Origin of the sequence: Mesorhizobium sp. 113-3-3, from assembly GCF_016756495.1 — a bacterium.
Lineage (GTDB): Bacteria > Pseudomonadota > Alphaproteobacteria > Rhizobiales > Rhizobiaceae > Mesorhizobium.
In genome coordinates this window covers 5,846,297-5,869,131 of record NZ_AP023243.1, presented here as the reverse complement: position 1 = coordinate 5,869,131, position 22,835 = coordinate 5,846,297, and the positions used below count along the sequence as shown (strand labels likewise).

Here is a 22,835-nt window from a genome sequence, read left to right as displayed (position 1 = left end):
AGTCGCCGCACCGGCGCGTCGGGTACCCCGACGTTCGTTGAACAGGAACGCGCCGCGGGCCGATTCCCGCGTGCGCCCTGGAGAGCAAGGAACCATGACAGTCAGCCTAGAGAGTTTGCCAATCGCAAGCGACCGCGCCCAGCGCGCCGGGGAGCGCTATACGGGCGTGGTCCTGCTTGCGCCGACCATGATCATCATGACTGTTGTCGGCCTGTTTCCACTCCTCCACTCCCTCTACATGAGCATTACCGGCTATAGACCGGCGGATCCGGACAAGTTTCAGGGATTTGTCGGTCTCGGCAACTATGCGGATGCGCTCACCGACGCCCAGTTTCTGCATTCAATCCTACTGACGCTGCTGTTCACGGTGCTCTCGGTCGGACTGTCCCTTACGTTGGCCATTCTGCTCGCACTGCTCTTCAACCTCAGGCTCAGAGGCTTCACTGTTCTCAGGACCATCATAATCGTCCCGATGCTGATCACGCCGATCGCGGTCGGCATCACCTGGCGCATCATGATGATGCCTGATCTCGGCGTGCTCAACTACGTGCTCAGCCTCGCGGGTATCCCGCCGCAGCCGTGGGCTGGCGAAAAAGTCAGCGCCATGGCTTCCATGGTGCTGGTCGACGTCTGGCAATGGACGCCGTTCATGTTCCTCATCATCTTTGCCGGCCTGTCGGCGCTGCCGAAGAGTCCCTTCGAGGCAGCGGCAATTGACGGCGCCTCGCCTGTTCAGACCTTCTTCATGGTCACGCTTCCGATGCTTAAGCCGGTAATCGTCATCGCAAGTCTGCTGCGGATCGTCGACGCCATCCGAACCTACGACACGGTCTACATCATCACCCGGGGCGGCCCCGACTTCGCCACCGATCTGCTCAGCGTCTATCTGGCGCGCGTGAATTTCCGTTTCTTCAATCTCGGATACGGCGCCGCACTGTCCTGGCTTACGTTGCTGATCATCCTGGCCGTGGTGCTCATCTTCGTGAAGTACACCGGCTTCATGCGCATGGTGAACGAAAAGGAGGCACGCTGATGTCGAGTTCGACCGCGCCGCGTGGATCGCTCTTCAGCGGTATCGGCTACTATCTGCTGGCCCTGATCGCGACCGCCTTCTTCGCCTTTCCCATCGTCTGGATGACGCTTTCTTCGCTCAAGTCGGATGTCGACATATCGGCCTATCCGCCGAAATGGATATTTTCGCCGACACTGGAGAGCTTTCGCAAGCTATTCACCGAACTGAATGCGATGGATGCGTTGATCAACAGTGCCTTCATCGTCTGCCTGGCCACGCTGTTTGCAATGATCGCAGGCACGCTCGCTGCCTATGGACTGGCCCGATTTGACGTGAAGAACAAGAACTTCATTGCCTTCGAGGTGCTGTCGATCCGCATGTTGCCGCCTATGGTCAGCGTCATTCCGCTGTTCATCATTGCCAAGCAACTCGGCATCTTCGACACGCCATGGCTGTTGATCGCCGTCTACACGCTGAATGGCTTGCCGTTTGTGGTCTGGGTGATGCGCGTCTTCATCCAGGAAATTCCACAGTCGATCGAAGAGGCCGCGCTGATCGATGGCTGCAGCCGGTTCGAGTGCTTCTGGCGCGTAACCTTGCCTCTGCTTTTGCCGGGTCTCGCGGCGACCATGGTGATCATCTTCATGTTCGCCTGGAACGAATTCCTGCTCGCAAGCATCCTGACCTCGTCGGAAGCGCGCACCTTGCCCGTCATCGCGGCGAGCTCGATCAAGGCCAAGGCCATCTCGTGGGGCTTGGGATCGGCCGCGGGCGTGCTGATGTCGTTGCCCGTCGTCGTGCTCGTGCTGCTGATGCAAAAATACTTGGTCAGGGGTTTGACCCTCGGCGCCGTGAAGGGATGAGGAAGAGATAATGGGTATCGAAGTCAAATCCGTATACAAGCGCTTTGGCGCCTTTACCGCCGTCAACGGCGTCTCGGTCGACATCAAGGACGGCGAGTTCTTCGTTATGCTTGGCCCCTCCGGCTGCGGCAAGACCACCACCTTGCGGATGATCGCCGGACTGGAACTCCCCAGTGACGGCCAGATAAAGATCAATGGCCGCGACGTGACCTACGAGGAACCGCGCCACCGCGACATCGCGATGGCGTTCCAGGACTACGGACTTTATCCGCACCTGTCGGTATTCCAGAACATCGAGTTCCCGCTGAAGGTGCGCAAGATTGCCGAGGGCGAGCGCAAAAAGAAGGTGCAGGAGACTGCGGAGAAACTGGGAATTGCCGAGTATCTGGACCGCAAACCGGGGCAGATCTCCGGTGGGCAGAGGCAGCGCGTATCCCTGGCGCGGGCCTTGGTTCGCAACCCCCGTGTCTTCCTGATGGACGAGCCTCTCTCGAATCTCGATGCCAAGTTGCGAGCCACAATGCGCACCGAGATCAAGAAACTCGTGACGAGCCTCGGCATCACCACCGTCTACGTGACCCACGATCAGATCGAAGCCATGTCGATGGCCGACAGGATCGCCGTCATGCGCCGTGGCGACATGGTCCAGGTCGCCACTCCGCTCGAAATCTATGACAGGCCGAGGACCGAGTTCGTTGCCGATTTCATCGGGTCGCCTCCCATGAACCTGTTCCCTGCCCACTTTGACGGCAAGAAGGGAATCGCCGCTTCCGTGCAGCCATTCGCCGACAGTCTGTCTGGCGAGGTGGCCGACAGGGCCAGCAGCTTTGCCGACGCCCAGGGACAATTCTATGTCGGCGTTCGACCCGAGCATCTCATGATCGTGCGCGACGGACTTGAAGGCGCAGCCTCGGCAAATGTCGACTTCGTGGAGCCACTGGGACAGACAACCAATGTCTACGTCGACTGCGGTGGTCACAAGTTCATCGTCGTGACAGATCGCACCGAAGCCAAGATCGGCGACGTTGTCGGCGTGGCCGTAACACCCGGCAAGAGCCGGCTCGTCGCGCGTAACTGATCGGGGAAGTGAGCTGATGGACGTGCGCGAATACGAGAACTGGATCGATGGCGCCTGGGCGAAGTGCGATCGCAAGGTGGAACGCAAGTCACCGGCCCATGGCGAACTGCTTGCGCGGTTCGCGCAGAGCGACGAGAACGCCGTCAACGCCGCGATCGAAGGTGCCCGAAAGGCCTTCGATAACCGATCCGTGTGGTCAGCCATTCCCGGCGCCGAAAGGGCCAAGGCCCTCGGGCGCTGGGTGGATCTGCTGACCCGTGAGATCGACAGGCTTGCCCTGATTGAAGCCGAGGAAGTTGGCAAGCCGATCCGCTTTGCCAAGGCCGAGGTCGAGTGGTCGATCGAGCTTGCGCGCTACGCTGCAGCACTTGCATGGCAAATCCCGGGTGACCTGGTCTCCAATATCGGGGACGCAAATCTCGGCCTTGTGACCCGTGAGCCGCGCGGCGTGATCGGAATGATAACGCCTTGGAACTTCCCCCTGGTCACGCTGTTCCAGAAGCTGCCCTTCGCGCTCGCTGCAGGCTGTACGGTTGTGATCAAGCCGTCCGAGCTGACCTCAGGGTCGACGCTGGAAATCGCCAGGCTGGCAAAAGAAGCGGGCATTCCAGACGGTGTTATCAATGTGGTCACCGGTTCCGGCCGCACCGTCGGCGAAATGCTGACCGGGCATCGAAAGGTCGACATGATCTCGTTTACCGGATCGACGGCGGTCGGCATCAGGATCGCACAGCGCGCCGCCGAGCAGGTCAAACGCGTTGGCCTCGAACTGGGCGGCAAGGCGGCGAACATCGTTTTCGCCGATGCCGATATCGACGCCGCGCTGGATGGCATCCTGCTTGGCTATGTCCTCAACCAAGGTGAGGAATGCGTTCAAGGTACCAGGCTGCTGGTCGAGGACAGCGTCGCGGATAGCTTCCTGGAAAAGTTGGTCGAGCGCTCGAAGAAGATCCGCCTCGGCCTGCCGACGGATGAAAAAGCGGACGTCGGAGCGCTGATCCATGAAAAGCACATGGAACAGGTGCTATCCTACATCCAGAGCGGCATAGACGAGGGCGCTACACTTTTGCTCGGTGGCAAGCGTGTCACGGACAACGGGCTGGGCAAGGGCTTCTATGTTGCCCCCACGATCTTTTCCGATGTCACCCCGGATATGACGATCTTTCGCGAAGAGATTTTCGGGCCGGTGCTGGCTGTCACCCGTTTTGCCAGCGTGGATGAGGCAATCGCCCTTGCCAACGACACGAACTATGGCCTCGGCAATGGTGTCTGGACGAAGGACATAGACAAAGCGATCCGCGTTTCACGCGAACTCCGCAGCGGGACGGTGTACGTCAACACCTTTCTCGAGACTGCTGTTCAGCTGCCATTCGGAGGATTCAAGGAAAGCGGGATCGGTCGTGAAAATGGTCAGGACGGATTGCTCGAGTTCACCGAGGTGAAGTCGACCTTCATCAAGCTGGGACAACGTCAGCAGGCATTGCCGCACACCCTGGCGAACTGACACGTAAGGAGTGACCTTCGGTGGTAGACAAGAAGACGTTCGACTATATCGTCATCGGCTCCGGCTCGGCAGGTTCGGTGATCGCTTCTCGCCTCGCCGAAGACCCCTCCACGACTGTTCTTCTTTTGGAAGCAGGGCCTTCGGATCAGCATATCTACATCCGCATGCCGGCGGCGCTCGGCTTCCCGCTGATGAACGACCGCTTCAACTGGTTCTACAATTCGGAGCCGGAACCATATTTGCAGGGACGGATCGTTCACGAGGCGAGGGGGCGCGTGCTGGGCGGCTCGTCCTCTATCAATGGCATGAATTGGGTCCGCGGCAATCCCTGGGACTATGACAATTGGGCAGGCATCGGAGCAGGCGGCTGGTCGTATGCCGAATGCCTGCCTTACTTCAAGAAAGCCGAGACATTCGACAAGGGAGCGAACGCTTATCGCGGCGGGGCAGGGCCGATGCAGATCGAAACCTGCAAGGCCGAAAATCCCCTCTATCACGCCTTCCTCAACGCCGGAGTTGAAAGCGGGCTGAAGCATGTTGCCGACCACAATGCGTATCAGCAGGAAGGTGTTCACATAACCCAGCGCAACGTCCATGACGGCATCCGCTGGAGCACCTCGCAGGGCTATATCCATGCGCAACCCCGCAAACCCAATCTCACCGTGCTGACCGGCGCAAGGGTCACGGGCATAGAGACGAGCAACAAGCGCGTCGTAAGAGTTGCGGTTACCACGAAATCCGGCGCTCAGCAGTTTGAGCCGGAGCGTGAGACGATTCTGTGCGGCGGCGCCCTGAACTCGCCGCAACTGTTGCTTCTCTCCGGCATCGGGCCGGCCGAGGATCTCAAGAATGCCGGCATAGCTGTGAAGCATCATCTGCCGGGTGTCGGCCGCGGACTGAAGGATCACGTCGCGGCGCCGGTCATGTATCGCGCGACCAAGGACGTCTCGGCCGCAAAGGACTTGTCCACCTTTGGTAAGGCCAAGATTGGCCTTCAGTGGCTGCTGTTCAAGAAGGGGCTCGGTGCGACGAATTTCTTCGAGGTGGGTACGTTTATGCGCACGCGAGACGAAGAGGCCGTACCCAATGTCCAGTTCGAGTTCGTCCCGATGCTGGGTGAATTCCAGCATGGCAACGTCAAGCTTGAGAACGGCTTTCAGTACTTCCTCAGCCTCATGCGTCCCAAAAGCGAAGGGCGCGTCTGGGTGGACTCGGCAGATCCGGCTGCCGCGCCAAAATTCGTCTTCAACTATCTGCAGCATCCCGACGACATGGTGCAGGCGGTCCAGGCCGTGAAGGCAATTCGCAACGTGGTCCGTCAGCAGGCCTGGGACGAATTCCGGGGCGTTGAAGAAATGCCTGGGCCCTCCGTTGCGACCGACGATGACATCGCCAACTGGCTGCGCGGCGTTGCCGGCACGAACTACCACCCGTGCTGCACCTGCCGAATGGGCGAGGGCGACGACGCCGTCGTCGACAAGGACGCAAAAGTGCACGGCATAGAGGGTCTCAGAGTTGTCGATGCCTCCATCATGCCCGAGATCGTCAGCGGCAATCTCAATGCGCCGGTTATCATGATGGCGGAGAAGGTGGCGGACGCCATCCGAGGCCGGGTCGTGTTGCCTGCGGATCCGCAGCCGTACCACACCGCCTGAAGACAGTCAGGGTACAATGTCGAGGATGCTTGATATCTATTATGAAAACGATTACATAAATAAAAACACATGGAGAGAAATATTACTACGGAAAAACTGCAGATAAGGCAGTATATCGACAAATTTATGCTTGAAGCTGCAGCTGGGGTCGCCGTTTCTGACCACGGTCTTCGTTGAAATCCCGAATTAATCCGATCTCGAAAAAGGAGCATGGACGTGAGTGAACTAAAAGGAATCTGCGTGCCGATCTGCACGCCATTCAAAGACAATGGCGTGGCCCTCGATGAGGGCGCTCTAGGCGCAAACATCGATTCGCTGATCGATGCGGGCATTCACATCATAGCGGTCAATGGCGGGACGGGTGAGTTCCCGTTTCTGACTGAAAGCGAGAAGCGGCGTATCGCGGAGGTTGCCGGCAAGCGCATCAGCGGCCGCGCCAAGCTGATCGTCCAGACATCCGCGTTGCGCACTGAAGACGCCATCGAAAATTCGAAGCATGCTCGCGACGCCGGCGCCGACACATTGCTTATCCTGCCGCCCTTCTTCGAGGGGCCGGGCGAGCCAGGGGTTCGCTACCACTACGAACAGATATCCAGCGCCGTAAACACCCCGATCATGGTCTACAATATTCCTCAGTACACCGGCTTCGACATCACGCCTGATGTCTACAAGCGTTTCAGCGAGATCGACACCGTCAAGTACATCAAGGACAGCACGTCCAATATGATGCGCATCGACCAGCTTTCGGCCCAGGGTGCGAAGGTGTTCAATGGCTGCGACTATCTGAATTTCTACAGCCTGCTGAGCGGCGCGCCGGGTGTTTTCACCGGCTCCGGCAACGCTGTTCCGCAGCAGCTCGTGCGGCTCTACGATCTCGTTCAGAGCAAGAACCTGGCCGAAGCGACAGCCCTGTGGCTCAAGCTGCGTCCCTTGTCGCTGTTGCTCTGGACCGCCCCCTTCAATCCAGTCGCCAAGGCAGCAAGCACCAAGACGGGTCGTCCTGTCGGTGAGTGTCGGCTCCCGGTGCTCCCCTTGACCGCGGAGGAGGTTAAGCTGGTTGACAAGGCGCTTGCAGCGGCAGCTGCCTGACGCGATCCGGTCGTCCCCGGGGCTTCGTTACCCCGGGGGATCCGGCTGCTGCAACTGGTCCTGGATATTCGTTTTTCCTTGTCCAGCATCGGATTGCACGATTTCAGGGCCGGCCCGGCAGAGAGGATTGAGGAATGCGGTTGTCGAGGATGATCAACGTTGTGGGCGCCCACGCCGAGGGCGAGCCGAACGACGTCATTACAGGCGGTGTCATCGATGTTCCGGGCAAGACCATGTTCGAGAAGGCACGATGGCTGGAGACCAAAGGCGACGACCTGCGAGCCTTTCTCCTGCATGAGCCCCGCGGCAAGGTCACGCTTTGCACCAACCTGGTGCTGCCATCGTCCCACCCTGACGCCCAGATGGGTTTCGTCATCATCGAACCGGCCTCCTATCCGCCGATGTCGGGCACGAACACGATATGCACCGTGACCGTGCTCCTGGAGACCGGAATCATCCCGATGCAGGAGCCCGTCACCAAGCTGACGCTCGAGGCGCCGGCCGGTCTTATTGAGGTCGAAGCATGGTGCCGGCACGGAAAGTGCGAAAGCGTCAAGTTCAGGAACCAGCCGTCTTTTGTCATGCACCGGGACCGGACGATCGAGGTCGAAGGCATAGGCTCGCTTCGCGTCGACGTTTCCTACGGGGGGATGATCTATGTGATCGTCGATGCCAGGGACTGCGGCTTCGAGATCGAGCCGTCCGAAGCGCGCGATCTTTCGGACGTCGGCGAAAAAATCAAGCGAGCGGCGGCCGAGCAACTGCCATCCGTGCATCCTGAGAATCCAGAGATACACACAATCAACCAGACGCTTTTTGCCGGTCCGCTCGGGTTAAGCGACGGGATCAAGACATCCAGGAATGGGGTCATCGTCTCACCAGGCAGACTGGACCGCTCGCCTTGCGGGACCGGTACCTGTGCACGATTGGCGCTGCTCCATGAACGCGGTGAAGTCGCTGCCGGCGAACAGTTCGTCCATGAGTCGATCATCGGCACAAAATTCGTCGGCGAGATATTCGCGAGGAGCCGGGTCGGAGATCTCGACGCCGTGTCTGTCGCCATCACCGGACGGGCCTGGATCACCGGCTTCCATCAGTTCGTGCTCGACCCCAGCGATCCGTTTCCGAAGGGCTACACACTCTCCGATACCTGGCCTGGTGCCTGACCAATATCTTTCAATGCCATTTGCAGGAGTTCAAGATGAACGTGCACGCAGACTTCCACGCCCAAGCCGAAAAGCTGAAATTCGAAACACGGGCCTTTATTGACGGTGCCTATGTGGCGGCAAAATCGGGGGAGACGTTCGAAACCGTCAATCCTGCCACCGGCAAGCTTCTAGCCAATGTCGCCGCCGGCGGCGCTGCGGACGTCGACGTTGCGGTCAGGGCCGCACGCCGCAGTTTCGAGGCCGGCAGCTGGTCGGGCATGCCGCCGCGGGAGCGCAAGAAGATCCTGCTGCACTTTGCGGATCTGATCGAGAAACACAGCGCCGAACTCGCGCTGATCGAGACGCTCGATTGCGGCAAGCCGATCAACGATTCCATCAGTGTCGATCTGCCCGACTCCGTCGAGACGCTGCGCTGGCATGCGGAGGCGACGGACAAGATATATGATCAGATGTCGCCGGCGCCGCGCGACGTCGTCTCGATGATCGTGCGCGAGCCGATCGGCGTGGTTGGCGGCGTCATTCCCTGGAACTTCCCGCTGTTCGTCGCGATGTGGAAGTTGGCGCCCGCCCTGGCGGGGGGGAATTCTCTCGTCCTGAAGCCGGCCGAGCAGACGTCTCTGTCGTTGATCAGGCTCGCGGCGCTGGCATCCGAGGCAGGCATTCCGGACGGCGTTTTCAATGTCGTCCCGGGTCTGGGACCGACTGCCGGGCAGGCGATCGGCCTGCACAGGGATATCGACTGCGTGAGTTTCACTGGCTCTGGCGAGGTCGGCCGGCTCTTCCTGAAATACTCGGCCGATTCCAACATGAAAAGGATCATCCTCGAGTGCGGCGGCAAGAGCCCGGCAATCGTGATGAGCGACGTGAAGAACTTAGCGCCGATCGTCGAGAATGTCGCGACGGGCATTCTTTTTTGCCAGGGCGAGAACTGCTCTGCCGGCTCCCGCCTCATCGTCCATGAAAGCGTCAAGGACCGCCTCCTTGATGAGCTGAAGCCGGCGTTCGAGTCTTGGACGGTCGGGGACCCGCTCGAGCGCTCGACGCGCATCGGCGCGATGATCGAAGAGGATCACCTCGCCAAGGTCTTGTCCTACATTGAGACCGGACGCAATGAAGGCGCCAAGGTCGCGTTGGGTGGGAATCGTGTGCTGGCCGAAACAGGTGGTAGCTTCGTTGAGCCGACGATCTTTGACGGCGTCTCCAACACGATGCAGATTGCCCGTGATGAGATCTTCGGGCCTGTCCTTTCGGTGATCTCGTTCAAGGACGAGGCCGAAGCGGTTCGCATTGCGAACGACACCAACTACGGCCTGGCCGCATCGCTCTACACCGACAATCTCAACACGGCGCATCGCGTCGCCAAGTCGATCCGCGCCGGTACCGTCTCCGTAAACTGCTATTCGGAAGGCGACTTCGCCGTGCCCTTCGGCGGATACAAGGAATCGGGCTTCGGCGGCAAGGACAAGGGCCTGGCAGCGCACGAGCAGTACACCGAGACTAAGGCCATCTGGATCCAGCTGCGCTGATCCACGCGGTGGCCCGGCCCCTCTAGGCCCGGCCATCAGCCCTTCGCGGGATATCGGCGTGCCCGCGGGCTCGCGGGCGCCCTGTCGGTTCTGAGGGAAGTCAATGACATCCATTGCAGTGTTGAGGGAAGAACGGCTGAGCGCCTTGCGTTTGACGGCAGCCGGCAAACCGCGGCGAACCGCCAACCCGTTCTTCGGCGTCGGCCCTATCACCGATCTCACCCTGGACGAGGTCGACGCGCGCCTGCTGCGTTTCGAGTTCGACGCCTGGCTCGAGAGCAACTACCGCAAGCTTGACGACAGGGGCAACGATATCGGCCCGTTCACGACCGCGCAGATCGGCCGCAGCATGCATCGCGGCTATCCGGCTGACAAAATCCTGCTCGACATGATGCGCGAAATCCATCGCTATTTCGGCTTCCCGAAGACGAACCAGATGGCGGTCGGCCTGGGCGGCGGCCACAGCGGCTTCACGGCCTGCCTCATGCATTTAATGAACGCCAGCGACGACAGACAAAGGGTCTATGTCGACACCGCGGCGCCCGAGACGGCTGCTGCTGCTTCCGGCGGGTTCTTCAGGCAGTCTTGGGGCGCTCAGCTTCTCGAGCTGCATCGCTATTCCAAACGGGGCGATGAGCGGCGCATTCGTTTCGCTACCGAGGAAGGAACAATGCCGTCGCCGGATAGTCTGCGCGGCATGGGCATCCAGATAGTTGTTGGCGTTGGTCATGAGACGACCGGTGCGACGACCTATACTTCGCAGGACATCGCTAATCTCCTCGAATGGCTGAGGAGCGATCCTGAAAACCATCACGCTGTGCTCGACGCGACATCGCTGCTCGGGGCGATGCCATGGGCAGATCACCTGGTGCGCGAACTGGTGGCCAGGACTTGCATGTTCATGCCGTTCCAGAAGGCCATCGGCGGCGTCTCCGGCTATTTTGTCGCGACGTTCACTCCGGCGGCGCTGCGCTTGATCGAACGCAATCAGCGCGATCCGTCCTGGGCCATACCGCGCCAGCTCAAGATCGCGGTGCCGGTGGACGCCAGACGCCCCCTGAGTGGAGAGCGGAGTGTTGCCGCTGGCCCGATATACGACCCCCAAGCCGATAGGATGCTGGGCGGAGTGATCAACACTTATTCCGCACTGGCATTCGCCGAGACAACGTTCGGCCTGCTGCGGTCCGAGCGACGCCTGGGTCGCGTCGAAGACGTGAACCGCCGCTCAACGGCCAATCGGGATGCGATCGACGGTTGGGTGGCACGCAGCGCGCTATTTCGGCTCTGTGTCACCGACCCCGAACGTCGAGGCGCCGCAGTGACCCTGTTGAAGGTAGTTGATCCAGCTTTGGACGGCTCTGGCCTCCACGCGCGTATCATTGCGCGCTCGAAGCAGCTCCTTGGCTACGAAGGGATAACCTACCCGGATGGCCGTCACGAGGCCGGGCTTGATGTGGCCCGCTATGTCAACGCATTTCCTGGCTCGCCGGGCGATTATCGCGCATGGATCGGTGGTGTCCGCGCGCCCGATGATGTCGTCGCCCTGTTGGAAAATCTGCAATATGCTTATCTTAGGGCGAAAGCTGCGGTCATTGATGAAGAACTGGCCAGGCTTGGAGAGCCATCCGACGAGCAATTCGAGGTCGACGACCGTGGCCGTGGAGATGACGCCGGCCGGTCCTACACCGTTCTCATCGCCGACTTGATCGGATTGAAGTTCGGGCCGGACAAGACGCCCGACCACAGCGAGGTGCAAGCCCATATCGAGGCAAGGGGCGGGGTTTTCCATGTCGGCCCGATCTGCCGGGAAAGCCTTGAACCGGGCCGCGTCCATTTTTCCTATCAGCCCGACCTCAGTGTCGAGGCCCATATCCTGCGACAGACAGAAAAGGGCCAGTACGACGCCGTGATTGCGGCGGCGACGGTCATTCCGCAAGGCGCGGTCTTCAGCGAGGGCGGCGTGCGCATTGGTGCAGGTACGGGCAACATGCAATCGTCATCGTGGGGCGGTCCAAATGGCGGCGGCGTGGCTCCTTTGATGAATACGCCAAGCTTCAACAGCCGGGCCACTGCACAGATGGCACTGAAGGCGATGCTCAAAGTCGTTCCGGATCTCCCGGTTGATGAGTTGCATCAACGGGTGATCGACGGACACTTCGACACCGGCAGGAATCTGCGCGATTTCCCGACCGAGAAGATCGAAGGCAAGAAGGTCGCCATCATTGGATATGGAAACATCGGCAGCGAACTGGCGAAGCTTTGCAAGGCGCTGCGCATGCGCATTTGCGTGCACGCCCGTCCCGGGCATCGCGAGTGGATCGAGGCCGAGGGGTTCAGATACGCGCCGACCCTTGAAGATGCCGCGCGCGGCGCTGATTTCATCAGCCCTCACACCGGCCTGGGCGCATTCAACAAGGCAGAGGGACGCTTCGCAAATGTCGGGTTGATCAACGGCGAGATACTCTCGCTTCTCAACGACGGGGCGGTGGTCATCAACTACGATCGCGGCGAGATCGTCGATGCTGCGGCGCTGGCCGCCGCGCTGGAAACCGGAAAGGTCCGCCACGTTGCGGTCGACGCCGATATTTTCTTCGACGGCCAGACCTCCTCGTTTGTCGGCCCGATGGTTCCGTATCGCGACCTCGCTCTCCGATTCCCTGGCAGGCTCGAGCTTCTGCCCCACGCGGCTGCTGACACCGACCACCCGTCTCGCGTGGCGGGGGCGAAGCAGGCTGTTGACCAGATACTCAATGCGATTCTTGGCCGCCGGGTCGTCAACCGGAAGGGCGAGCTTCCGGTTGGGTATGTCGACGGTGGGCCTTGCACGGTGGCTGGCATCGGCAAGCCCTCGGCTGGCAGGCTCAGCGAAATCATGGCCGATCGCACGACTTTGGAGGAGGGCCGGCGCTTGAGCGAAAGGCTCGCCGCCATCTACGGCGCACTGTCGTCTGCAGGGACGGAAGAAGCCCGCAAGGAAATCCTCTCAAGCCATGGCGATCAGCTGGCAAAGTCAGCCGCGCGGCTCAACAGCCTCTTCCAGCAGAGCGGCTTCTGATGGCCAGGCAATCCTCGCTCCCCAAGCTCAGTCGTGCTTCCCGACAGGACGGCGACCTGTTCCCCACCATAGAGTTTTTTCGACAACTCGCGGATGCGGCTGCTCTCGAGACGATGCCGAGTTTTCGCAACAGGTTGGCGGCCGAAGCCGAGGTCAAGCCAAGCCTTCGATACGATCAGGTCACGGAGACCGAACGCAATGCTGAAAGAGCCATCCGCGGTATCATATCGGCCGAGTATCCGATGCACGCAATACTGGGCGAGCAATTCGGCCAGTCGGGATCGGGGCCGGTCAAATGGGTGGTCGACCCGATCAACGGGATGAGATCCTACCTATGCGGGCTTCCGGTTTGGGGATCGCTGATTGGCCTCACTGTCGATGGCCGCGCCGCAATGGGAATGATGAACCAGCCTCATATCGGGGAATCCTTCTGGTCCGATGGTTCGAAATCGATCTGCCATTCAGCCCGTGGCGAGACCGTATTGAGGACAAGCGGCACTGAACTTCTTTCCGACGCTATTTGTCATACGATCTCTCCCGAGCCGTTCGCGCGCCGTCCGGGCCGTGGCTTTGCCCGGCTCGCGTCGTCGGTCAAATTCACCCGCTACGGCGGCGATGGCTACGCGTTCGCCATGCTTGCCGCCGGCCAAATCGATATTTGCGTCGAACTCGCCCTGACAGCCTATGACATCGTTGCGCTTATTCCGCTCATTGAGGCTGCCGGGGGTGTCGTCAGCCGCTTCGACGGCGGCCGCCCGGAGCGGGGTGGCAACGTTCTGGCCTCGGCAAATGCCGTCCTGCATGAGGCTGCGTTGCGGATGCTCAACGACATCTGAACCCCTGCCGTGGAATCTTGACATGGACAGCAAGAACGAGATCGAGCGAAAGGACGAGGATAACGCCGCCGAACGACGAGCCCGTTTCTGGGGCTGGTTTTGGATGGTGGTCGCGACAGCGGCCATGTACCTTCTGGTCTGGGTAACCCGTTGAAGCGAAGTGTCGCCGCCCAGCGTTGACGCCCTCGATCCAATCACGCATTCGCGCCTTGCGTCTGTCAAAGGGCCTGTAATTGTTTCCATGTCTCGGCCTCGATGGCGATGCCGCGCTCTGCCGCCAATTTGCGGGCAGCAAGCCTGCGTTCGCCTGGAAGTCGCGTCTGCCCGGCTTCGGCCATCGCCTCGACCAATACCTCGATCCTCTCTGTGAACATTCTCAGGGAGCCATTTCCTTTCGTCGGGTCGATCAGGATGATGGTTTGGCCGGTATGAGCGGAGTCGGCCCCGGGATAGGCCGACGAATTGACCTGATGGGAGAAGTTGCTGCCTGTCAGCGCCCCGCCAAGGATGTCGATCATCATTGCGATGGAGGACCCCTTGTGTCCGCCGAAAGGCAGCAGTGCACCCCCGTCAAGTATCGCCTGCGGGCTCGTGGTTGGCAGGCCCGAGCCGTCCAGGCCTATCCCATCGGGAAGCACCGCGTTTTCACGCGCCGCAACCCTCACTTCGCCATGAGCCATTGCTGCCGTTGCCTGGTCGAACAGGAGAACCTGGCCATCGGCGCGCGGCACGGCGAAGGCCATCGGATTGGTTCCGTAGAGCCGCTTGTGGCCGCCATGAGGGACGACATAAGTGACGCTGTTGACGACGCTGAGCGCGACCAGCCCTGCCTCCGCGAATGGCTCGACATCCAGCCAGAGCGGGCCGTTATGATGGGCATTTCCGATGGCGAGCACACAGGCGCCGGCCGATCGCGTCTTGTCGATCGCTTGCGGCATGGCCGCCTCCAGCGCTGGTCTGGCATAGCCATTGCCGGCGTCGGCGCGAAGGAAGGCGGCTCCTGCGTCCTGGATTTGCGGGACGGCACGACCGTCGACGAAGCCGCTCTTGAGATTGCTCACATAGCCCGCCATCCGGAATAGGCCATGGCTGCGCGAGCCGTCGCGTTCGGCGCTCGCGCAGTTCGTCGCCAGGACTCGGGCGACGCTGTCGGACGTCCCGTGGCGCAGCAGGATGGCTTCCAGCATGGCGATGAGCTCGGGCAGGCGGCGATAAATGGCTGGCTCATGCGATAACGATGCGGTCATGACAATCACGCGCTTCAATAGAGCAGCGCGCCTCGTGCGTGGCTCGCCGATTGGGCCGCCAACGGCCGCATTGTAATGCCGTTGGCGGCAGAGTGCCGAACGTAGGCTGGGGGCGGGCCTCTGCTTCAGCACCCAATGCCATGGCACGCGCTATTCGTTGACGTAACGCCGCGCACAGCCATGGCCGAGTGAAATCAAGACTTCATGCTCGATCGTTCCGCAGGCCTTCGCCAGATCGTGGTCACGAACATGGGGCCCGAGGATTTCGACCGGACTTCCAGGTACCAGCGCCCAGTCGGGAACCCCCGAAACGTCGACGGTCAGCAGGTCCATGGAAACGCGTCCGACAACCTGGGCGGCAAAACCCGCAACGGAGACCGTAGCGCGGCTTGAGCCGGCCCTGGAATAGCCGTTCGCGTATCCGATCGCGACCGTCGCGATCTTGGCTTGCTCGGTCAGGCGGTAAGTTGAGCTATAGCCGACAGGGGCACCGCGCTTCATCGTCTTGACCTGAATGATCGGCGCGACGACGCGGGCCGGTTGCACCATGGGGTTTGGGCGCCCTGTCAGCGGGTTTATCCCGAACGTGGCCTTGCCGGGCCGGACCATGTCGAACGCGTAGTCCGCGCCCAGATAGGTGCCAGCCGAATTGGCCAGCGACATTTTCGCGATAGGAAGCCCGCTCACCGCGCTCAAGAAAGCCCCGCGCTGGAATTCGCACCTGTCGAAATCGAGGTCGTCGGCTGCCGAAAGGTGCGACATGTAGAGGATCGGCGGGATCCGCGACAGCAACGGCAAGTTCTGGCGCAGCCACGCGACGTCATCGGCCAGCAGTCCGAGGCGGTTCATCCCCGTGTCGAAATGGATGATCGAGGCGAGAGGACGCTCCAGCCGGCCGGCAACCTTTTCCCATTCCTCGATCTGGTTGCGACTGTTGAGCACCGGCACCAGGTTCGCCCCGACGAATGCCTCCCTTTCCTCGGGCAGAAAGCCGCCGAGCACGCAAATCTCTTCTTCGTGGAGAGCAGCCCGTAGCGCCACGCCGTCATTGGCCGTTGCCACGAAAAAGGTGTTGGCGCCTGCTTTGCCTAGCGCCAGCGCGCACGGGATCATGCCATGGCCGTAGGCGTCGCCCTTGACGACGGCAGCGCAATCGGCCCCGCCCGCCATGACGCTCAGTCGCCTGTAATTTTCCCGCACTGCCTCAAGGTCGACGATCATCTCAGCCTGATTGATCAGACCCTGAATTCCGCCTTGAAAGGACGAGGGATGGCTTCCGATCGTATCGAGATGCACTCGCGCCTCCAGGTTTGTTAGCAAACGTTTACACAATTCAAAGGCTATCGCCTTTTGGAGCCACATCTGGTTGGTGCGTGCCGCCTGTCATACGTTTGCTAAGGGCAATCGCGTTCGACGGGCACGTCACCGGATCGAAGCGAGCTTTGATTTAGTTCAGCAGGATCGACAGATAATGCTCGGCCGCCTCGGCCTGCGCCTGGGCGATCATGCCGCGCTGAACACTTTGGTCGGCCAGCATCGCCATCACGGTCGGGCTAAGCTCTGCAAAGATTAGAAGCGCGAGAAGAGCGGTGCAAAGTCTCGCTATCTGCCGGAACACATTGGGCGTGTGGATTTGTATGGCGCGCACTTGAGGGGTTTTCATTTAATGCCTCTCGATGACGAGCCGCCAAGTGCCGACTGCGTCGCATTTCGTTTGTAAACGTTTACATTCAGCTGTCAATGGGTTTTGGACGATATATGGTCGGCTCAATCAAAACATACCTTTGCCCTGAGTAGGTCTGAGGAGAGCCCCTTGCCTAAGAGCCGCCACCGATCGAGTGGGAGGGATTTCCACAATTCAGAAGCGACTGGCGACGCGGACGAAAGCCGTTCCAGCAAGCAAGAACATAGCGGCCAGCAGCAGGTAAATATTGGATAAGGCGGTTGCCTCGGCGAGGATCCCGAAGCTGGGCGCAGCCGCCAGGGCAACTATGTAACCCGTGGCGAAGACCGCCACTATGCTTGATGCGTCACCGCGTCGTCCCGCCATGCTCAACAGTGTGGGAAAGATATTAGATACGCCGACGCCCAACAGGACAAACCCGAATAGCGCCATAGGCACGGTCTTGGCAAAGGCGACAATCGAGAGACCGACGATCACGAGGCCTGTCGAGATTGCAAGAAGTTGCTTCTCGCCCACGAACGTTCTGACGCGATCGCCAGCCAGTCGGCAGATCGCCATCGAGCTTGCGAACGCCGCGTAGCCAAGTCCCGAGAAGCTGAAATCGAGCGCAAAATGGCCAGTAAGGTAAAGGGGGCCCCAGTCACGCACCGCTGCGTCTGTCGCCATGCACACACCGGCAAGCAGGCCTGCAACAATTAGCAGCCACTTTGGACTGATCGGCCGGGCTGCCGTAGCGCCGTCACTTGGCCTTGCCGCAAGAAGCTTGCTCTGGTTTGCCACGAAGAGAATCGAGAGCAGTAGCGCAGCTATCAGCGCACCCAACGAACTCCCCGCAAATTTGACAAGCAGGCCCCCAGAGGCAGCACCTGTAAGCCCGCCAAGGCTCCACATAGCGTGGAAAGTGGACATAAGGGCTTTTTGGGATAAGCGCTCTGCCTCGACCGCCTGCGCGTTCATGGCGACGTCCATGAAATTGCCCGCAAGTCCCAGCATCAGCAGGACTAGGGGGAACAGGGTTGGGACATTCGTGAACGAGGCAAGCACGACCGTCGCCAGAAGAAGGGGCGCCGACACTCGAACAACTTGTTTGCTGCCGAAACGCTTGATGAGAATCCGGCTCGCCAGCATGGCGAAGAGTGAGCCCACGACAATCATGAACAGCGACCAGCCGAATTGACTGTCTGGTATCGAGAGGCGCGCCTTGATTGTCGGCACAAGTGAAGACCAGGTACCGAAGGTGCAGCCATGCAGGAAGAAGATGGAAAAGATCGCGGTGCGGCTCTTGCGGTCGTCTATTGAGGGCCAGGCAGGTTGACCTGCGAAGCGCTTTGGAATTTCTAACACGGATTGGTTCTCCAGCGGCGCCTTGCGCCTCGGTCAATGTCACCCGACGGCATGCCGGGTCCGGTCAACAAATCCGAAAACGATAGCTCTACGTCCGCCTTCGGAGAATTGTGGGGCATGTTGCATTAGCTGGCCTGCCATCGCGTGCCTGCCGGCCTCGTTTATGTAGGCGAGAGCTTTGAATACACGCTGAGAACCGCTGCAAGCATCACGCCGTAGGCGATCTGCCGAGCAAACTCCGGTAGGCCCAACATGATGAGAAAACTCTGCAGGACCGTCAGCATCAACGCGCCAGCCATCGTACCCCAATAGGAACCGATGCCCCCTGAGAGCAGCGTCCCACCGATAACCACGGCCGCTATAGAGGGCAGCGTGTAGGGTTCGCCAAGGTTGATGAAGACCGAACCAGTGTAACCAAGCAGCACAATGCCTCCCACTGCCGCCAACATGCCTGAGCAGACGTAAACCGCGATCGTGCCGGCCTTGGTGCGCAGGCCAGCCAACTTTGCGGCTCTCGAATTCGCTCCGACCGCGTAAACCGACTTTCCCCATGCGGTGCGCGACAGCAACAGATGCATGGCGATACCGAGCAGGAGCCACAAAAGCACGGTGCCAGGGACGCCGGCGATCCAGGGTTCCGTCACGAATGCGGTTAGGCTCTGGTTCTCCGAACCTTCCGGACGACCACCAGTGAGCACTAGAACCGAACCTTTCACGACGCCGGCCATGCCGAGGGTCATCATTAGCGGCTGCAGTCCAAGAGTTGCCACACCGACCCCATTGATAAAGCCGACGACCGCTCCGGCTACGAGTGCAGCGGAGATCGCCATCGGCAGCCCCAGAGTGCCGTTGAGGCCGAAAACGATGATCGCGCTCATGGTGACGATAGAACCGACAGAAAGATCGATGCCTTCGTTCCCACTCAGTATTACGAGGGTTTGGCCAGCGCCGATAAATCCGAGAAATGCCGCGATCCTCAGGAGGGATACCAATTGCGAAGGTTGGGCAAAGCCTGGCCGCATAGTTTCGCCTATCGCGAGCATGAGAACGGTGACCGCTAGAACGATTGCGATCGGACTTGCAATGCGTCTTATCAATCCGGCCGTATTGGCTCGCGCCACGCCGCCCATGCTCATTTCTTCCTCCGCAGGTTCAGGATGGCGCCAACGGCGAGCATGGCTAGAATGAGCACGCTGTCGATCAATGGCTGCCATTCGTAAGGGAGGCCGACTGCGAACACGATGTTTCGGAGGACGATCAAAAGCAGGATGCCGGCAACTGTTCCGACATAGGTGGCATTGCCGCCGGTCAACTTGGTGCCACCGATAACGACGGCCACGATGGTTGGCAGGGTCAGCGATGCACCAATGAGCGGATCGCCAGAAGAGATGTCGGCAGACAGGAGCACGGCAGAAATCCCAGTCAGCAATCCGGCCGCAACGTAAGTCCAGAACTGGACAAGTCCGAGGTTCAAGCCACTATTGGTGGCTGCGACCGGTTCTCCACCTACTGCCAGCAAGCCTCGGTATCTCGACGATCGGCTGAATTGCAGCCATACCGCCCCGATTGCCAGGATTACCACGAGCGGCGCCCAAGCGCCGACGCGTAGCGAGGATGAAAGTCCTTCCGGTACAACCCCGCCTGGCTGCGGCAAGGCCCACAGGGCAAGTCCGGCCCAGACGAATGATGTGGCAAAGGTGGCGATAACCGGCTGGACGCGGAAGTAAGCTACCAGCAGCCCGTTCGTCGCTCCGCCGGCGACGGCAACGCCAATACCCGCCGAGATGGCGACGACACTGACTTGCCAGGTCGGATCGGATCCGAAGAGCCAGACCATCACCGACGATGCGAGGGACAAAAGCGCTCCAAGTGACAGATCTATACCTCGAGCCGACACGATAATCATCTGTCCCATCGCTAGGCACAGCGTCGGCAACGAAGTCCGGATTTCGGAGGCGACGTTCGCTGCTCGGAAGAACCCTGGCAGCAGCAGCCACAGAACGACTGTGCTTAGCGTCAATACCAAGACGCTGACGGCCCAGTCCGGTTTGCGGCGATTTGCGAGTAGCAAATTGTGCATCCTAAACCCCCATGATGCCGGCGCGGGCTATCTTTTCGGCCTCTATGTCGGCGCCCTCGAGGGCCGTCACCAATTCCCCCTCATGCATGACCAGAACGCGATCGCAGAGAATTTCCAGTTCATGCTCGTCGCTGGAATAGACGAGGATTCCGACGGATTGGTCCTTGGCCCTGTAGAGTGCGTCGTAGAAGTCTGCTCGAGCGCCGACGTCCACGCCCTTCGTGGGGTCGTCGAGCAACAGGTATTGCGGCTTTGTTGCGAGCCAGCGCGCCAGGACGGCCTTCTGAGCGTTGCCCCCGGAAAGCGTGCGAACAGACACGTCAGGCGAGGCGGTTTTAAGCTTCAAATCCTTGATGGTTTGCTGAACCACCGCCATGGCGCTCTTGAGGTTGAGCCAGCCAAAGCGCCCATGTTGGCGCCAAGACGAAATCATTATGTTCTCTGAGACCGGGAGCGGACCGAAGAGCCCGTCGGTGTTTCGGTCGCCTGGCACCAAAGCGATGCCAAGTTTCACCGCACCGGAGGGATGGGAGATCTCTGCTCTGCGCCCGTCGATCTGAACATCATGGATCCCAGTGCCCCCTGAGAACAGCCCGCGAAGCACGCGCGACTGCCCCTGTCCCTGAAGGCCCGCCAATCCGACGATCTCTCCCTTGCGGACGGTTAACCCAAAGGCTTTGCCTCTTTTGCCGACGTCGATAGTCGCGCTCAGACTTGAAGCGTCGACCGCAATGTCCTTGCTGACTTTCGTTGCAATCGAAGGGCGGCGATGTGAGGCGACCATCAGATCGACGATGCGCTGTTCATCGACGAAGGCGCGCGGCTCGGTGGTCACCAGCTTGCCGTTTCGCAAGACGCTTATCGTATCCGCAAGCGCCAATGCCTCCGGCATGCGGTGGGTGACCAGGATGACGGAACGGCCCTGTTCGCGCCATTTGCGCACCAGTTCGGCAACACGCGCGGCCTGGCGCGCGTCCAGACTGGCAGTCGCCTCATCGAGAATAATGTATCGAGGCGATTGCGACAGCGCCTTCATCAACTCGACAATTTGGCGGGCGTCGGGTCCGAGGTCGCTCACCAAAGTTGTAGGGTGGATAGTGGGAGCGACATCGGAGAAGATATCGACGATCTCTTCGGTTCTTTGGCGAAGCAATTTTCGATCCACGCCCCAAAATTTCTTGGGTTCGCGCGTCAGCCAGACATTCTCCTCGACGGTCATATCGGGGATCAGACTGGTCTCTTGAAAGACGGCGGCCACGGCCGAGTGACGATCCTCGACGCCGCCAGAAGTCCCAACGTCATAGCGGACCTCGCCGTGGTCCGGCCTGACCAGGCCGACCAGCACTTTGGTCAAGGTCGATTTGCCTGAACCGTTGGCGCCCATGAGGGCATGGACCGACCCAGGCTCGAATACGACCGAGACGTTGTCCAACGCCTGGGTCGGACCGAATCTCTTTGATACTGCTTCAGCAACGAGCGATGGCGAGTTCACGGTAGATTCCATCCCTAGCGGCCGGCCGCGAGCACCGCTTTTGAGTCCGAGAAGTTCCAAGCGGGGGGCCTTCGTGTCCCCCCCGCTCGGGCGAAATGCGGGATGATTTACTTGAAGAGCGCCTCGATATCGGCGTCAGGCATTTCGTAATCAAGGAAGAAGCTGTCGGGACGGTCCTTGTTCTCGGCAAGGACGGCATCCAGCTTGTCGGCGCCCATAGGAGCTGGATCCTTCACGAAAATGAAGTTGTGATTTTCACCTTCAAGGACGCCGTCTTTGAATTTGCGGCCCTCGGCAAGCTTGATTGCGATCTTGAGCGCGGCGGTTGCTTCAATGCCAGGAGGATCAAATACACCGACCGAGCGGAAACTGGGCTGCTTTTCCAGCGCCTTCTTCCACAGACGCAAATAGCCGAGGTTCGTGTCGCCGGTCACGGCTGGCCACTTTTCCGGATTGGCGGAAACCAGCGCGCGCAACACACCTTCGGACATCGCCCCGGAGACCCAGATGCCATCGATCTTCGGTTGCGCAGCAAAGACGCTCGACATGACCTGCTGCGCCTTGACCACATCCCAATCGCCATTGGCGGTGTTGAGAACCTTGAGTTCCGGATAGCCCTTCAGGAATTCAGCGATGGTGCGAACGCGCTGCTCGTTTGCCGGAGCTCCTGCCAAACCGTTCAAGAGGACGATATCTCCCTTGCCGCCAAGAGTATCGGCAAGCCATTGGGCGTGGCCGGTAGCCCATTTGCTCTGGTCTACCATGACACCGTAAACCTTCGGCGAGGTAACAGCTTGTGTGATGGAGAAGACCTGGACACCAGCGTCCACCGCCTCCTGAAGCACAGGATTCAGCGCTGTTTCCGAGGAGGGGATAACGAACAGGACATTGACGCCAGCGTTGATGAGAGAGCGGATTTGGCCGATTTGACCCTGAACGTTTGTGGCGCCACTCTGGACGATCAGGTCTTCAGTGATGCCCTTTTCGACGAACGGCTTGTTGGCTTTGTTCAGCGTATCAAGAAGTTGCGACCGCCAAGTATCGACATATGCGTTCGAGACGCCAATTTTGAGCGCGTCCGCATTTGCGGCGAGGATGTTGCCAGCCAGCATTACAGAAGCCACGACGGCCGCTTTAAAGTATGGTCGAATATCAATCGATCTCATTTAAATCCCCTCAGATCAACTATTGCAGAGGTGGG

Annotated in this window: 19 protein-coding genes; 11 read left to right on the top strand and 8 right to left on the bottom strand. The window is 60.1% G+C overall.

Annotated elements, in window-relative coordinates; all coding sequences use genetic code 11:
• The first annotated feature begins 37 nt into the window (after window positions 1-37).
• The 11 genes from JG746_RS28540 to JG746_RS37695 all read left to right on the top strand — a co-directional run bounded on the left by JG746_RS28540 (window position 38) and on the right by JG746_RS37695 (window position 13,941).
• Window positions 38-1,033 carry a carbohydrate ABC transporter permease gene (locus JG746_RS28540; protein WP_202355765.1) on the top strand — a complete coding sequence of 332 codons (996 nt, stop codon included), beginning with the start codon at window positions 38-40 and terminating at the stop codon, window positions 1,031-1,033.
• On the top strand, window positions 1,033-1,875 hold the full coding sequence (locus JG746_RS28535) for a carbohydrate ABC transporter permease (RefSeq protein WP_202355764.1): 843 nt from the start codon (window positions 1,033-1,035) through the stop codon (window positions 1,873-1,875). Before JG746_RS28540 ends, JG746_RS28535 begins: the two co-directional genes overlap by 1 nt.
• A gap of 10 nt (window positions 1,876-1,885) precedes the next feature.
• Entirely contained in the window at window positions 1,886-2,953 is a 1,068-nt protein-coding gene (locus JG746_RS28530) for an ABC transporter ATP-binding protein (RefSeq protein WP_202355763.1), read from the top strand.
• 16 nt (window positions 2,954-2,969) lie between these two features.
• Window positions 2,970-4,457, top strand: coding sequence for an aldehyde dehydrogenase family protein (locus JG746_RS28525; protein ID WP_202355762.1), 1,488 nt, complete (start codon window positions 2,970-2,972; stop codon window positions 4,455-4,457).
• A 20-nt stretch (window positions 4,458-4,477) separates the two neighbouring features.
• Window positions 4,478-6,112, top strand: a complete 1,635-nt coding sequence (locus JG746_RS28520; protein WP_202355761.1) for a choline dehydrogenase — start codon at window positions 4,478-4,480, stop codon at window positions 6,110-6,112.
• Between the two features lie 210 nt (window positions 6,113-6,322).
• On the top strand, window positions 6,323-7,201 hold the full coding sequence (locus JG746_RS28515) for a dihydrodipicolinate synthase family protein (protein ID WP_202355760.1): 879 nt from the start codon (window positions 6,323-6,325) through the stop codon (window positions 7,199-7,201).
• A 134-nt stretch (window positions 7,202-7,335) separates the two neighbouring features.
• Window positions 7,336-8,367, top strand: coding sequence for a proline racemase family protein (locus JG746_RS28510; RefSeq protein ID WP_202355759.1), 1,032 nt, complete (start codon window positions 7,336-7,338; stop codon window positions 8,365-8,367).
• Between the two features lie 35 nt (window positions 8,368-8,402).
• On the top strand, window positions 8,403-9,896 hold the full coding sequence (locus JG746_RS28505) for an aldehyde dehydrogenase (protein ID WP_202355758.1): 1,494 nt from the start codon (window positions 8,403-8,405) through the stop codon (window positions 9,894-9,896).
• Between the two features lie 103 nt (window positions 9,897-9,999).
• Window positions 10,000-12,951, top strand: a complete 2,952-nt coding sequence (locus JG746_RS28500; RefSeq protein WP_202355757.1) for an NAD(P)-dependent oxidoreductase — start codon at window positions 10,000-10,002, stop codon at window positions 12,949-12,951.
• On the top strand, window positions 12,951-13,787 hold the full coding sequence (locus tag JG746_RS28495; protein WP_202355756.1) for an inositol monophosphatase family protein: 837 nt from the start codon (window positions 12,951-12,953) through the stop codon (window positions 13,785-13,787). Before JG746_RS28500 ends, JG746_RS28495 begins: the two co-directional genes overlap by 1 nt.
• Window positions 13,788-13,809: 22 nt before the next feature.
• The gene (locus tag JG746_RS37695) at window positions 13,810-13,941 is read left to right on the top strand and encodes a hypothetical protein (RefSeq protein ID WP_274609311.1); all 132 of its coding nucleotides are present in this window, start codon (window positions 13,810-13,812) and stop codon (window positions 13,939-13,941) included.
• 64 nt (window positions 13,942-14,005) lie between these two features.
• On the opposite strand, the gene JG746_RS28490 is transcribed toward JG746_RS37695, so the two are convergent.
• From JG746_RS28490 to JG746_RS28455, 8 genes are all read right to left on the bottom strand, one after another.
• Complete coding sequence (locus tag JG746_RS28490; protein WP_202355755.1) at window positions 14,006-15,034, bottom strand: Ldh family oxidoreductase; 1,029 nt, start codon at window positions 15,032-15,034, stop codon at window positions 14,006-14,008.
• A gap of 150 nt (window positions 15,035-15,184) precedes the next feature.
• Window positions 15,185-16,330: an alanine racemase gene (gene alr, locus JG746_RS28485; protein WP_202355754.1), complete on the bottom strand. Its 1,146-nt coding sequence runs from the start codon at window positions 16,328-16,330 to the stop codon at window positions 15,185-15,187.
• A 151-nt stretch (window positions 16,331-16,481) separates the two neighbouring features.
• Window positions 16,482-16,697: a hypothetical protein gene (locus JG746_RS28480; RefSeq protein WP_202355753.1), complete on the bottom strand. Its 216-nt coding sequence runs from the start codon at window positions 16,695-16,697 to the stop codon at window positions 16,482-16,484.
• Window positions 16,698-16,892: 195 nt separating this feature from the next.
• On the bottom strand, window positions 16,893-18,062 hold the full coding sequence (locus JG746_RS28475; RefSeq protein ID WP_202355752.1) for an MFS transporter: 1,170 nt from the start codon (window positions 18,060-18,062) through the stop codon (window positions 16,893-16,895).
• A gap of 161 nt (window positions 18,063-18,223) precedes the next feature.
• Window positions 18,224-19,198, bottom strand: a complete 975-nt coding sequence (locus JG746_RS28470) for an ABC transporter permease (protein WP_244730500.1) — start codon at window positions 19,196-19,198, stop codon at window positions 18,224-18,226.
• Window positions 19,195-20,142: an ABC transporter permease gene (locus tag JG746_RS28465; protein WP_202355751.1), complete on the bottom strand. Its 948-nt coding sequence runs from the start codon at window positions 20,140-20,142 to the stop codon at window positions 19,195-19,197. Before JG746_RS28465 ends, JG746_RS28470 begins: the two co-directional genes overlap by 4 nt.
• A 1-nt stretch (window position 20,143) precedes the next feature.
• A complete protein-coding gene (locus JG746_RS28460; RefSeq protein ID WP_202355750.1) occupies window positions 20,144-21,634 on the bottom strand; it encodes a sugar ABC transporter ATP-binding protein in 1,491 nt (496 codons plus the stop codon).
• A 107-nt stretch (window positions 21,635-21,741) separates the two neighbouring features.
• Complete coding sequence (locus JG746_RS28455) at window positions 21,742-22,800, bottom strand: substrate-binding domain-containing protein (RefSeq protein WP_202355749.1); 1,059 nt, start codon at window positions 22,798-22,800, stop codon at window positions 21,742-21,744.
• Window positions 22,801-22,835 lie beyond the last annotated feature (35 nt).

What these genes read in the sequence shown, in the direction of transcription:
- JG746_RS28480 (WP_202355753.1), bottom strand. Translation starts at nt 16,697, where the DNA reads ATGAAAACCCCTCAAGTGCGCGCCATACAAATCCACACGCCCAATGTG.
- JG746_RS28530 (WP_202355763.1), top strand. Translation starts at nt 1,886, where the DNA reads ATGGGTATCGAAGTCAAATCCGTATACAAGCGCTTTGGCGCCTTTACC.
- JG746_RS28515 (WP_202355760.1), top strand. Translation starts at nt 6,323, where the DNA reads ATGGACGTGAGTGAACTAAAAGGAATCTGCGTGCCGATCTGCACGCCA.
- JG746_RS28500 (WP_202355757.1), top strand. Translation starts at nt 10,000, where the DNA reads ATGACATCCATTGCAGTGTTGAGGGAAGAACGGCTGAGCGCCTTGCGT.
- JG746_RS28490 (WP_202355755.1), bottom strand. Translation starts at nt 15,034, where the DNA reads ATGACCGCATCGTTATCGCATGAGCCAGCCATTTATCGCCGCCTGCCC.
- JG746_RS28535 (WP_202355764.1), top strand. Translation starts at nt 1,033, where the DNA reads ATGTCGAGTTCGACCGCGCCGCGTGGATCGCTCTTCAGCGGTATCGGC.
- JG746_RS28505 (WP_202355758.1), top strand. Translation starts at nt 8,403, where the DNA reads ATGAACGTGCACGCAGACTTCCACGCCCAAGCCGAAAAGCTGAAATTC.
- JG746_RS28455 (WP_202355749.1), bottom strand. Translation starts at nt 22,800, where the DNA reads ATGAGATCGATTGATATTCGACCATACTTTAAAGCGGCCGTCGTGGCT.
- JG746_RS28525 (WP_202355762.1), top strand. Translation starts at nt 2,970, where the DNA reads ATGGACGTGCGCGAATACGAGAACTGGATCGATGGCGCCTGGGCGAAG.
- JG746_RS28470 (WP_244730500.1), bottom strand. Translation starts at nt 19,198, where the DNA reads ATGAGCATGGGCGGCGTGGCGCGAGCCAATACGGCCGGATTGATAAGA.
- JG746_RS28510 (WP_202355759.1), top strand. Translation starts at nt 7,336, where the DNA reads ATGCGGTTGTCGAGGATGATCAACGTTGTGGGCGCCCACGCCGAGGGC.
- JG746_RS28495 (WP_202355756.1), top strand. Translation starts at nt 12,951, where the DNA reads ATGGCCAGGCAATCCTCGCTCCCCAAGCTCAGTCGTGCTTCCCGACAG.
- JG746_RS28465 (WP_202355751.1), bottom strand. Translation starts at nt 20,142, where the DNA reads ATGCACAATTTGCTACTCGCAAATCGCCGCAAACCGGACTGGGCCGTC.
- JG746_RS37695 (WP_274609311.1), top strand. Translation starts at nt 13,810, where the DNA reads ATGGACAGCAAGAACGAGATCGAGCGAAAGGACGAGGATAACGCCGCC.